11 protein-coding genes and 1 pseudogene are annotated in these 11,789 nt (G+C 58.9%); 10 read left to right on the top strand and 2 right to left on the bottom strand.

Going from position 1 to position 11,789, the window contains the following annotated elements; genetic code table 11:
* Nucleotides 1-10: 10 nt before the first annotated feature.
* Nucleotides 11-562 carry an MXAN_5187 C-terminal domain-containing protein gene (locus BQ4888_RS12305; RefSeq protein WP_092057559.1) on the bottom strand — a complete coding sequence of 184 codons (552 nt, stop codon included), beginning with the start codon at nucleotides 560-562 and terminating at the stop codon, nucleotides 11-13.
* 160 nt (nucleotides 563-722) lie between these two features.
* Between BQ4888_RS12305 and glmU the strand changes: the two genes are divergently transcribed.
* The 10 genes and pseudogenes from glmU to BQ4888_RS12255 all read left to right on the top strand — a co-directional run bounded on the left by glmU (nucleotide 723) and on the right by BQ4888_RS12255 (nucleotide 11,281).
* On the top strand, nucleotides 723-2,108 hold the full coding sequence (glmU, locus tag BQ4888_RS12300) for a bifunctional UDP-N-acetylglucosamine diphosphorylase/glucosamine-1-phosphate N-acetyltransferase GlmU (protein ID WP_092057558.1): 1,386 nt from the start codon (nucleotides 723-725) through the stop codon (nucleotides 2,106-2,108).
* Nucleotides 2,109-2,186: 78 nt separating this feature from the next.
* A complete protein-coding gene (gene glmS / locus BQ4888_RS12295; RefSeq protein ID WP_092057557.1) occupies nucleotides 2,187-4,010 on the top strand; it encodes a glutamine--fructose-6-phosphate transaminase (isomerizing) in 1,824 nt (607 codons plus the stop codon).
* 6 nt (nucleotides 4,011-4,016) lie between these two features.
* Entirely contained in the window at nucleotides 4,017-5,819 is a 1,803-nt protein-coding gene (locus BQ4888_RS12290; RefSeq protein WP_092057556.1) for a chloride channel protein, read from the top strand.
* A gap of 1 nt (nucleotide 5,820) precedes the next feature.
* Complete coding sequence (locus BQ4888_RS12285; protein ID WP_092057555.1) at nucleotides 5,821-8,013, top strand: ATP-dependent helicase; 2,193 nt, start codon at nucleotides 5,821-5,823, stop codon at nucleotides 8,011-8,013.
* A gap of 44 nt (nucleotides 8,014-8,057) precedes the next feature.
* On the top strand, nucleotides 8,058-8,429 hold the full coding sequence (locus BQ4888_RS12280) for a YbaN family protein (protein ID WP_092057820.1): 372 nt from the start codon (nucleotides 8,058-8,060) through the stop codon (nucleotides 8,427-8,429).
* A gap of 435 nt (nucleotides 8,430-8,864) precedes the next feature.
* A pseudogene (locus BQ4888_RS12275) lies at nucleotides 8,865-9,038 on the top strand (tyrosine-type recombinase/integrase); the annotation flags it as partial.
* A gap of 186 nt (nucleotides 9,039-9,224) precedes the next feature.
* A complete protein-coding gene (mauJ, locus tag BQ4888_RS12270) occupies nucleotides 9,225-10,070 on the top strand; it encodes a methylamine utilization protein MauJ (RefSeq protein ID WP_092057554.1) in 846 nt (281 codons plus the stop codon).
* Between the two features lie 121 nt (nucleotides 10,071-10,191).
* The gene (locus BQ4888_RS12265) at nucleotides 10,192-10,572 is read left to right on the top strand and encodes a hypothetical protein (RefSeq protein WP_092057553.1); all 381 of its coding nucleotides are present in this window, start codon (nucleotides 10,192-10,194) and stop codon (nucleotides 10,570-10,572) included.
* Nucleotides 10,573-10,724: 152 nt separating this feature from the next.
* Nucleotides 10,725-10,982 (top strand): type II toxin-antitoxin system Phd/YefM family antitoxin, encoded by a 258-nt coding sequence (locus tag BQ4888_RS12260; RefSeq protein ID WP_092057552.1) that lies wholly within the window; start codon nucleotides 10,725-10,727, stop codon nucleotides 10,980-10,982.
* Nucleotides 10,970-11,281, top strand: a complete 312-nt coding sequence (locus BQ4888_RS12255) for a type II toxin-antitoxin system RelE/ParE family toxin (RefSeq protein ID WP_092057551.1) — start codon at nucleotides 10,970-10,972, stop codon at nucleotides 11,279-11,281. The genes BQ4888_RS12260 and BQ4888_RS12255 overlap by 13 nt, the downstream gene beginning before the upstream one ends.
* A gap of 161 nt (nucleotides 11,282-11,442) precedes the next feature.
* Here BQ4888_RS12255 and BQ4888_RS12250 read toward each other — a convergent pair whose 3' ends face one another.
* Nucleotides 11,443-11,673, bottom strand: a complete 231-nt coding sequence (locus tag BQ4888_RS12250; protein ID WP_092057550.1) for a hypothetical protein — start codon at nucleotides 11,671-11,673, stop codon at nucleotides 11,443-11,445.
* Between the last annotated feature and the right edge of the window lie 116 nt (nucleotides 11,674-11,789).

The following is an 11,789-nucleotide window of genomic DNA, read 5'->3' as shown; positions in this document are numbered from 1 at the left end:
CGCGAGGCCGCTATTTTTTCGCGCGGACCTTGATTTTCGGCTTTCCGTCTTCGATTTCGACGCGGAACTCTACTGCCCGGTCGCCGAATTTCTCACGGATCTTGTCCCTCTGGTTTTCAAGAAAGAGTTTGACCTGACGAGGATCGGGGGGCGGGCCGGCAATGCCGCAGCTTTGACGGGCGGCGAGAAGATCCTGGTAGATTTTATCCCCGGGGTCGGCCGCCGTTGCCGTCGGGATCGGTTCCTCCGCGAGCGACGACGCGTTCTTGAGTTTGGCGGTATGCCGGTCGTAGCGGCCTTCGTCGATGAGGCGCAGGATGCGATCCCAATGGCTGGAGTAGCTGTGATAGCGCGCAGCCAGGGTCTGGTAGCGGAAGCGGGCGTCGGTCTGAATGATGCGGCGATTGACGAAATGGCGCAGACGGCGGGCCAGGTGTTCGCGCTGCTTGAGCGGCTCGCGTTTTTCCACGCCGGCGAAATACTGTTCGTAGAGGATGACCAGCTCCTTGAGCTCTTGCTCGATTTCCCCCAGATCCCGCAGAATCAGCAAACGATCATTCATTGCAAAGTCCCTCCAATGTCCGAACTATACTGAACTCCTAGCGGCAATGCAAAAAAAAAGGCGGCGCGCAAAGGGCGGGGACGAGCCCACGGGCCTTGACTCCATGGGGTCTTTCCATGATACTAATCATCTTTTACCACGCCCATTTTCAGGAGGGTTTATGAGCGGACAACAGTTGGCGGCGGTCATTCTCGCGGCGGGGCAGGGGACGCGGATGAAATCGGCCTTGCCCAAGGTGTTGCACCCGGTGGCCGGCGAGCCGATGGTCAATTTCCCCATCCGCCTCTGCCGGGAACTGCACTGTGAGAAGACGGTGCTGGTCGTCGGCCACGGCGCCGAAGAGGTACGCCGGGCGCTTGTGGATCAGCCGGTGAGCTTTGCCGTGCAGGCCGAGCAGCTCGGCACCGGCCATGCCCTGCTCTGCGCCGCCGACGAACTACGCGACTTTTCCGGCACCCTGCTTCTCTTGTGCGGCGACGTGCCGCTCTTGCGTCGCCAGACCCTGGAGCGCCTTCTTGCCTACCATGCCGAACAGCAGGCGGCGGTCACCGTCCTTACCGCCGAGATGGCCAATCCCCACGGCTACGGGCGCATTGTCCGTGACGGCGAGGCGGTGCTGCGCATCGTCGAAGAGAAGGACGCCTCCGCCAAGGAGAAGGCCATCCACGAGATCAATACGGGTATCTACGCTTTTCAGGCGCCGCTGGTTTTCGAAGCGCTGCGCTCCGTCGGCCGCGACAACGCCCAGGGGGAATACTATCTGACCGACGTGCTCGAGATCGCCCGCGCCCAGGGGCTGGCGGTGCGGGCCCTGGCGGTGACCGACGCCGATGAGCCGATGGGGATCAACGACCGCGTGCAGCTGGCCGAGGCCAATGCCATCCTGCGGCGGCGTATCAACGAGGCGCACATGCGCGCCGGCGTCACCCTCATCGATCCGGACACCACCTATATCGACACCTCAGTAGAGATCGCCCCGGACTGCGTCATCCATCCCAATGTCCATCTGCGCGGCGTCACCCGCTTGGGCGGCAACTGCATCGTCGAACCGGGGGTCATCGTCAGCGATTGCGTCATCGGCGAGCACGCCCATCTCAAGGCCGGTTCGGTCCTGGCCGAGTCGACCCTCGGCCCGTGCTGCGCCATCGGCCCGATGGCCCATCTGCGCCCGGGCACGGTCCTCGCCGGGCACAACAAGCTCGGCAACTTCGTAGAAACCAAAAAGGCCATCCTGGCGGAAAAGGCCCAGGCCAGCCATCTGACCTACATCGGCGACGCCGAGGTCGGCCGCAACGTCAACATCGGCTGCGGTACCATCACCTGCAACTACGACGGCGTCAACAAACACAAAACGATCATCGAGGATGACGTCTTCGTCGGCAGCGACACCCAGTTCGTCGCGCCGGTGCGCATTGGCCGCAACAGCCTGATCGGCGCCGGCTCGACCATCACCAAGGATGTCCCCCCCGATTCCCTGGCCCTGTCGCGCTGTGAGCAGCGGATCATCGAAGGCTGGCGACTGCGGCAGAAAAACACGAAAAAATGATTCCGGGGTTTGCAGCGGCGCCTTTTCGCCTCAGCCAATCACCAATCACCAATCACTGATCTCCAGAGGTTTTTATATATGTGCGGTATCGTCGGCTATATCGGTTCCCAGGAAGCTACCCCCATCGTCCTTGACGGCCTGCGCCGTCTGGAGTATCGCGGCTACGACTCGGCCGGGATCGCCACCCTGCATGACGGCAAGATCGAGATCCGACGCGCCCAGGGGAAGCTGATCAACCTGGAAAATCTCTTGCGCGATCGTCCGCTGACGGGGAGCCGGGGGATCGGCCATACCCGTTGGGCGACCCACGGCCGGCCCTCCGAAACGAACGCCCATCCCCACAAGGCCGGCGGGATCGTGGTGGTGCATAACGGCATTATCGAAAACTACCTGTCCCTCAAGGAACGACTCAAGGGCCAGGGGCACAGCTTCAGTTCCGAGACGGACACCGAGATTATCGCCCATTTGGTCGAGGAACATTACAAGTCCACTGGCGATTTCGTTACCGCCGTCCGCCAGGCCCTGGCCGAGGTGCGCGGCGCCTACGCCGTCGCTATCCTCTGTGAGCAGGAGCCGGACAGGATGGTTGCCGCCAAGCTCGGCTCGCCGCTGGTGGTTGGGCAGGGGCAGGGGGAGAATTTCGTCGCCTCGGACATTCCGGCGATGCTCTCCCATACCCGCGAGATGATCTTCCTCGAAGACGGCGAGATGGTCGTCTTCACCGGCGCGGCCATGGAATTCACCGATCTGGCCGGAAAGCCGCTGACCAAGATCGCCAAGACCATCACTTGGAGCCCCCTCATGGCCGAGAAGGGGGGGTACAAGCACTTCATGCTCAAGGAGATCCACGAGCAGCCCCGGGCCATTACCGACACCCTGGCCGGCCGCCTGCGCGAGGAAGAGGGGGATGTCTACCTCGAAGATCTCAAATTGAGCGACGCCGACCTGAGCGGGCTGGAGAAGATTTTCATCATCGCCTGCGGCACCTCCTGGCACGCCGGGCTGGTCGGCAAGTTCATGATTGAGAAACACTGCCGGATTCCCGTCGAAGTGGACATCGCCAGCGAATTCCGCTACCGCGATCCGATCATCGGGCCGAACACCCTGACCGTGCTCATCAGTCAGAGCGGCGAGACTGCCGACACCCTGGCGGCGCTGCGCGAGGCGAAGGGCAAGGGCGGCCGGGCCGTGGCCGTCTGCAACGTGGTCGAATCCTCCATCCCCCGAGAGTGCGACGGCGTCATCTATACCCATGCCGGACCGGAGATCGGTGTCGCCTCGACCAAGGCCTTCACCACCCAACTCGTCGCCCTCTTCCTCTTTGCCCTGCGTCTTGGCCGGGCGCGAGGCACCCTGACGGCGGAGCAGGTGCGGGAGTTCGCCACCGCCCTGGCGACCCTGCCGCGCAAGGTCGAGGAGACCCTGGAGCTCAACGAGCAAATCGAGGCCATTGCCCGCGACTTCATGAATGCCCGGGATTTTCTCTATCTGGGGCGCGGCAACCAGTATCCGGCCGCCCTCGAAGGGGCGCTCAAGCTCAAGGAAATTTCCTACATCCACGCCGAGGGCTACCCCGCCGGCGAGATGAAACACGGCCCTATCGCCCTCATCGACGAGCTGATGCCGGTGGTGGTCATCGCCACGGAGAACGATACCTTTGAAAAGGTCGTTTCCAACATGGAAGAAGTCCAGGCTCGGGCCGGACGGGTGATCGCCGTCACCGACGCCGAGGGGCTGTGCGACAAGGCCGACGCGCTGCTGGTCATTCCCCGCATCGTCGACGACCTGATGCCGGTGTTGACCTCCGTCCCCCTGCAACTGCTCGCCTATCACATCGCCGTGCTCAAAGGAACCGACGTCGATCAGCCCCGCAATCTGGCCAAAAGCGTCACCGTGGAGTAAAAGGATTTGGCTTTCGGACAGCGTCTGCGGGCGCGGCTGCGTTATGCGCTGGCCGGGCTGCCCGCCTATTTTCATATCAGCGAAAACACTTTTCTCATCATCCTCGCGGTAATCATCGGGGTGCTCGGTGGCTTGGGCAACTACGCCTTCCGTCAGACCATCGAGTTCATGCATTGGGGATTGTTCGAGCAGAGCGAACGGCTGCTCGACATCAGCCTGCATGAGTGGAGCCCCCGGCGCTTTGCGGTGATGTTTTTACCGGCCATCGGCGGCTTGCTGCTGATCCCCCTCTGGCACTGGTTCGGGCAGGATCTCAAGGGAGGTTTTGCCGGTTTTCTGGAGCGGGTCAATCTCGGTGGCGCCAAGCTGCGTCTGCGGCCGATCTTCACTCGCGGCTTCAGCGCCGCCCTGACCATCGGTTCCGGCGGCAGCGCCGGACAGGAGGGACCGATCGCCATGATCGGCGGCGCCATCGGTTCCCAGTTCGGCCAGGCCTTCAAGATGAGCGGCGACCGGCTCAAGGTACTGGTTGCCTGCGGCGCCGCCGCCGGGGTTGCCGCTACCTTCAACGCTCCCATCGCCGGGGTCTTCTTCGCTCAGGAAATCGTCCTCCTCGCGTCTTTCGAGCTCGCCAGTTTCACCTCCATCGTCATCGCCAGTGGCATGGCCACCGTCGTCTCCCGCGCCCTGCTCGGCAATATTTCGGAACTTTTCGCCCCCCAATACGTCGTCCAGAGCTTCTGGGAATTCGGTCTCTATGTGCTGCTCGGCCTGCTCATCGGCGTGTTCGCGGCAGGCTTCACCGATATCCACTTTCGCATCAAGGATCGTATCGCCGCCATTCCCATCCATCCCCTGCTCAAACCGGCGGCGGGGGGGCTGGTGGTCGGCCTTATCGGCGTGGCTTTCCCCCAGGTTTTCGGCAACGGCTACGAGTTCGTCGAAACCGTCCTTTTGGGCGGCGGCGACGGCCAACCGCTGACCTGGTACCTGTTGGCGGGCCTGGTTCTGGCCAAGGCCGTGGCGACCTCCATCACCCTCGGCTCGGGGATGCCCGGCGGTCTCTTCGCTCCCAACCTCTTTATCGGTGCCATGAGCGGCGGCGCTTTCGGCCATCTCGCGGCCAAACTCTTCCCCATGGCGGGGATCACCCCCGGCGCTTACGCCCTGGTCGGCATGGGCGCCTTTCTGGCGGCGGCAACCCACGCGCCGATGACCGCGATCTTTCTACTCTTCGAGATCACCGACAGCTATGAGGTCATCATCCCGATCATGCTCACCTGCGTCATCGGCACGGCGACGGCTCGCCACTTCAAAAAGGACAGTCTCGAAACCTTCGAGCTGACCCGGGCCGGCATCGACCTCGAGGCAGGCAAAGAGCGCAACATCATGAAGTCGATCCGGGTCGGCGAGGTCATGGTGCGCGACGTGGCCAGCATTCCCGAGAACATGACTCTGGGGCAGTTCGCCCAATTCATTGAGCGCACCCGGCATACCAATTTCCCCCTGGTCAACGCGCAGGGGGAGCTGACCGGCATCATCTCGGTACAGGATTTCATGGGGGTAGTTTTCGAGCGCGACCTCATGGATCTGGTGGTGGTCAAGGAATTGGCGACGACCAAGGTCATCACCGCCCATGCGGATGAGGATCTCGACCAGGCGATGCGCAAGATCGGCTACCGTAACATCGAGCAGCTGCCGGTGGTCGACCGCGCGACCCACTGCCAACTGCTCGGCATTATCTCGCGACGGGACATGGTTTCGGCCTACAACCGGGTGCTGATGAGTCGCACCCTGGAGGACCAGTAAGGTGGATGAATTGCTTGCCGGATTGAACCCCCCGCAGCGCCAGGCGGTGCTTCACCACGAGGGGCCGCTGCTGCTGCTGGCTGGGGCTGGTTCCGGCAAAACCCGCACCCTGACCCACCGGGTCGCTCATCTGATCCGCCAACAGGGCGTCGCTCCCTGGCAGATCCTCGCCGTGACCTTCACCAACAAGGCCGCCGCCGAGATGAAGGCGCGCCTGGAGCGGCTCCTCGGCGCCTCGGAACTCCCCTGGGTGGCGACCTTCCACGCCACTTGCGTGCGCATCCTGCGGCGGGAGATCGCTGTCCTCGGTTATTCTTCCGACTTCACCATCTATGACGATCAGGATCAGGAGCGCCTGCTCAAGGCGGTGCTGACTGAGCTCGACATCCCGGAAAAGACCCTGAAAGCCCGCGCCGCCGCCTGGGCTATCGACGCCGCCAAAAACAAGGGGCTCTTTCCCGAGCAGCTCGATACCGGCGACTTCTACGGCGAACTGACGGCGCGGGTCTACGCCCGTTACCAGCAGCGGCTGCAACAGGCCAATGCCCTCGACTTCGGCGATCTGCTGCTGCTCGCCGTGCGTCTCTTCGAGGCCCATCCCGAGGTGCTGCACAAGTACCGCCAGCGGTTCCAGTACATTCACGTCGACGAATTCCAGGACACCAACCAGGTCCAGTACCGGCTCATCCACCTGTTGGCCGGGGTTCATTGCAACCTCTGCGTGGTCGGCGACGACGACCAGTCGATCTACGCCTGGCGCGGCGCCGAGATCGGCAATATCCTCGGTTTCGAGCGGGATTACCCCGGCTGCACGGTGATTCGTCTGGAACAGAACTACCGCTCGACCCGCACCATCCTGGAAGCGGCCGGCGAAGTGGTGGCGAAGAATGTTGGGCGCAAGGGGAAAACGCTGTGGACGGAAAATCCCCCCGGCGAAAAGATCACCCTCGAAGCCCTGCCCGACGACCTGGAAGAAGCCCGCTTCGTCGCCGCCGAGATTGCCCGCCTCAAGGAGAGCGGCCGCCATCTCCGCGACATCGCCGTCTTCTACCGCACCAACGCCCAGTCCCGTTCCCTCGAAGAGGCCCTGCGCGGCCGCGGGCTGCCCTACGTCATGTTCGGCGGGGTCAAGTTCTACTCGCGCCTGGAGATCAAGGACATCCTCGCCTACCTGCGGGTGCTGACCAATCCCGCCGACGCCATCGCCGCCCGGCGCATCGTCAATGTCCCCCCCCGGGGGATCGGCGCCGCCACCGTCGAGCGCATCGCCGCCCTCGAAGTCGAAGCCGGGGGCTTTCTTCCCGCCTGCCGCCTGGCCCTGGAGCGGGGCGCCCTCAAAGGGGCGGCGGCCAACCGGGTCGGGGAGTTCGTGACGCTGATGGAAAGTTTCCGGCAAAAGCTGGAGGAATTCCCCTATCCCCAGCTCACCGCCGTCATCATCGACGAGAGCGGCTACGGGCCGATGCTGCGGGAGGAGCGCACCGAGGAGGCGCGGGGGCGGATGGACAACCTCGAACAGCTGCTGGCGGGGATGGAGGAACACTACGGCAGCGAGGGGACGCTGGCCGACTATCTGGAGCAGGTGGCGCTGATCACCGACCTCGACAGCTACGACAACAGCCTCGACCGGGTGACGCTGATGACGTTGCACGCCGCCAAGGGACTGGAGTTCCCCGTGGTCTTCATGACCGGCATGGAGGAGGGGCTTTTCCCCCACTCGCGCGCGGCGGAAGGGGGGGCGGAGATCGAGGAGGAGCGGCGCCTGTGCTACGTCGGCATGACCCGGGCCATGGAGAAGCTCTATCTCACCCACGCCCGCCGCCGCCGGGTCTACGGCGACTACCAGTTCAATCCGCCGAGTCGCTTTCTCGGCGAGATTCCGCCTGCGGCCCTGCGCGATCAGCCGGCTCCGGCTCTGAAAAAGACCGCCGGCCACAACCTCGCCTCGATCTTCGAGCAGATCGCCCCCGCCCCCTTCGATGACGATGACTTCCCCTTCGAGGAGGAGGTCCGCCTCGTCCCCGATGCCGAGGAGGGGCCGCGCATCGGCATGCAGGTGCGCCACCTCAAATTTGGCGTCGGCACCGTGCGTCGCCTGGAAGGGAGCGGCGACAAACAGAAGGTGACCGTCTACTTCCGCAGCGTCGGGCCGAAAACCCTGCTGCTCAAATTCGCCGGGCTGGAGCCGGCCTGAGCATGGGCGCCGCGCCCGCCGGAAAGAACAGCTCCACCTCCATCCTGCGCTGGCTCCTTTTCGCCTGCGGCTGGCTCAGTGTCGCCCTGGCGATTCTCGGCCTCTTTCTGCCGGTCCTTCCCACCGTCCCCTTCCTGCTTTTGGCCCTGGCCTGTTTTTCCCGCAGCTCCGACCGTTTCCATACCTGGCTGGTCGAACACGAGCAGCTCGGCCCCCTGGTACGCCCCTATCTCGCCGGCGCCGGCATGCCCCTCAAGGCCAAGGTCAAGGCGATTCTGCTGGTCTGGGCGAGCATCCTGCTCTCCACGTTTTTCCTCATCGAGCGCCTCTGGCTGCAAATCCTTCTCCCCCTGATCGCCCTCGGCGTCACCCTCTACCTGCTGCGCCTGCCCACCGCCGACGGGGACGGCGACTGAGGAATCGCCCATCCATTGGCGGTTCCAAGCCACGACGACAACCGCAAGACGGGCGAGGATCTGGTGTTCGAATCCGAAGTCTCTAACCGCCCGGCGAAGCCAAGGACGGGCGAAGCAGGGAAATAAATCCGTCGCCTTTTGGGCCACTGTTGAAATTTTTTGTGGTTGACGGGCTGCATCGATGCGGATTATCGTCTTCCAATGCAATGGGGTTATCTTCTGCCGAGGAGGGCTGATGGACGATCAAACCCGGCGGCCGAATCAAGAGAGTCATACGCCCAGGCAAGGTACGACTCACCAGCCCGGAAGCAGCCCGCCCGACCCTTCCCCTCTTTCCAGGCCGCTCCCGACAAATCCCCCCAAACTGCTCGACCAGTTGCGTCAAGCTCTACGCGCCCGCCATTACAGCCGCCGCACCGAAAACACCTATGTCGCGCAACCTGCCACACGTTCAGGCATTCCTTCGCGACCCACCTACTGGAGGCAGGCTACGACATCCGCACCGTTCAAGAACTTCTCGGCCATAGTGATGTCAAGACGACGATGATTTACACGCATGTGCTGAACCGGGGTCCATCGGCGGTTCGCAGCCCGGTGGATGGGCTTTGATGGTATCTTATCCGGATCCGCATAAGATGCCGCCATATGCCGGAATAAAGAAGGAATAGATTTGATTTCAGCAGTTTGTCGATTTTATTGAAATGCGAAAATGGAGCATTATACGGCATAGTGCCGAAAATCCGCATCTTATGCGGATCCGTCTAAATATTGTTATACGCAAAAAATGAGAAATCAATGAAGACAAAATGGCATTTTCATTTTCAAACTAATGACTTCGTTTTTGAAAAAGAACATAAATTTATAGGGTCCGCAAATGGCCTTAACGTAAATATTGCAGAAAATTTGCCCGAAAATCTTGAATTAGAAATTTCCATATCACCGGACAAAGAAAAAAATAACCCCAATGCCGAGCAAACGGGGACATTGTACATCACGCTACCTTTGACACACGACGAGGCCAAGCCAGTCATTCACCATTTGGCATTTATGATTTCCCAAAAAATAGCTTTTGATCACGGTGACTTTAAGTTGCTTGGAGGCCTGCTTGTTTGCGAAAGGTTGCCAGAAACGCCTGAAGAAATAGAAGAAGTTGGAGACACTCCTTTTAGTGTTGTGGTCAATTTGGTTGAAGCAGTCCCTCCCCCCAAATTTGACTCCCAAAAATTTGCAAAAAAATCTGAAGACTCAATTGATTTCCGACTCGTGACTCAACACAACGAAGCTAGAAACACAAAAAACGCTATTGCAAAATTCATCGCATTTTTCAAGATACTTGAGAGTCAGTTTCCACCAACACATAAAAAACAACATATTAAAGACACACTTAAAACCAATTCAGACCTATTAAATGTGTTCACTTCAATTTTTGAATTCACCACCGAAGAGGAAGCATTACAGGGCTTTATCTCGTTCATTGATTCTATCGTTCATGCAAGACATCGATGTGCTCATTTGAAAGTGAATAAGAACTTTGGCTATTTGCCATTTGATCCCAAAATAAAGGAAGAGGTCGAACCATTCCTAGGGCCATTAGAAGCCCTAACATATGAGACAATTACAAAATTATCAAAAAGCGTATAACAACTTAATCAACCGGACGGAAAATACGTCTGTGCAAAATTGAAAAGCAAAATTGCGGTGGGTCACGCAAATTCGCGTCGCCGCCGGTTATCATGAACCGTTAGATTTCAAAGAATTTAATATGAGCACTAATCCCATAAAATTATTATTAGCTGCAAATATCTTTTTCCTTATAATAAGCATTGCTTGTCTTTCGAATGCATATTTTGGAAGTTACAATTCTCTTTCGCTCAGCGCGGATAAAACAAGCAAATTTGAAGAAATAATTAAAAATGAAACGAACATAGAGAAATTAAGAAGCATCGCCAAGTTCAGTTATACAGCTCAAAATGGAGCCTACAAAACGGTAGATTTAGCAATTGAAGCTACCAGCAAAGCAATCACACTCTTTAGCATCATGTTTTGTTTTAACACTCTGTATCTATTGACATATTTATTTAAAAACAAAAAGAAATCTAACAATATAATCAACCGGACGGAAAATACGTCTGTGCAAAATTGAAAAGCAAAACCAAATTGCGGTGGTGACCAATACCTCGCGTCGCCGCCGGTTATCATGAACCGTTGGGCGTCAAGATTGGTCTCCTTGTCTCGCAAGAGTAGCCATAAACCGACGAGAGTGCTACTATAGTAGCACTTTGAAGGAGGTCTCTCATGAAAGTAGAGCTTGTCACCAATCTGAAGCGTCAAGCGACGAGAATCCTTGCCGATCTGCATGAGAGCAAGGAAGCTGTATTGATTACCGAACATGGTCAGCCGTCAGCTTACCTGGTCGATGTTCAGGATTACGAATTCATGCAGCGCAGGCTCGCGCTGCTGGAAGGGTTGTCCAAGGGAGAAAGGGCAATTCTGGAGGGCAGGACGACCTCCCATGAGAAGGCCAAAGAGCGGATGCGGAAGTGGCTGAAATAGTATGGACGGATCCCGCTCTGGATCAATTGGAAGAAATCGCGGATTACATCGCTTTGGATAAGCCGGAAGCGGCTGCAGGACTTGTTAAAAAAATATTTTCAACCGTGGATCGGCTTGGGCAGTTTCCGGATTCGGGCCATGTTCCACCCGAAATTCCCAACTCGATTTATCGTGAAGTTTTTGTCAGGCCATGCCGAATATTTTACCGTCAAGAAAACGGTGTGGTTTTAATTGTTCACGTCATGCGGGAAGAAATGCAGTTACGCAAATTTCTTCTGGAGGCGGAGACGAACGGCTGACCGTTTTATCTTCCTGAAATTCCATTGGTTTCGTAGGATGCTGTGAATGCAATGAACCGCATCTCTTCTGAATTGCCCCGACAGATGGGGTTCGCTGTGCTCACCACATCCTACGGATTTGAGGCAATACGACAGGCGTCTTGCGAGACTAGATCTCCCCTTCATGACGCCGGCGGCCGGTTGCGCACGGCTTCGTTGCCCTCCCGTACCCAGAGATAGACGCTGCTGCCGTGGATGGCTTCGAAGCCCGTGGGTGGCGGCAGGTCCGGTTGCAGCGCCTGGATCTGGATGAGATCCCGGGCTTTGGCCTGTTTGGCCGTTTCCAGCTCCCAGCCGACCCAGGGGGAGGCGGCGCTGTGTTTGGACCAGAAGAGCATGAAGGTAACCGTCAACCCAGCCCATCTTGCTTGACGGTCTGCGATGCGGCATTCTTCTTCCGGGAGGCTAACCAATGATCCGGCAGTAGCTCATCGATCTGCTTGGCCGGGTGACTCATGATTCGCCGTAG

Source organism: Desulfuromonas acetexigens (assembly GCF_900111775.1).
In the GTDB taxonomy this organism is placed as follows: Bacteria; Desulfobacterota; Desulfuromonadia; order Desulfuromonadales; family Trichloromonadaceae; genus Trichloromonas; species Trichloromonas acetexigens.
This window is presented reverse-complemented; position numbering and strand designations above follow the sequence as displayed.

Bases quoted from the DNA above. Each gene is read 5' to 3' on its own strand.
- BQ4888_RS12305 (WP_092057559.1), bottom strand. From the start codon at position 562: ATGAATGATCGTTTGCTGATTCTGCGGGATCTGGGGGAAATCGAGCAA.
- glmU (WP_092057558.1), top strand. From the start codon at position 723: ATGAGCGGACAACAGTTGGCGGCGGTCATTCTCGCGGCGGGGCAGGGG.
- glmS (WP_092057557.1), top strand. From the start codon at position 2,187: ATGTGCGGTATCGTCGGCTATATCGGTTCCCAGGAAGCTACCCCCATC.
- mauJ (WP_092057554.1), top strand. From the start codon at position 9,225: ATGAAGACAAAATGGCATTTTCATTTTCAAACTAATGACTTCGTTTTT.
- BQ4888_RS12265 (WP_092057553.1), top strand. From the start codon at position 10,192: ATGAGCACTAATCCCATAAAATTATTATTAGCTGCAAATATCTTTTTC.
- BQ4888_RS12260 (WP_092057552.1), top strand. From the start codon at position 10,725: ATGAAAGTAGAGCTTGTCACCAATCTGAAGCGTCAAGCGACGAGAATC.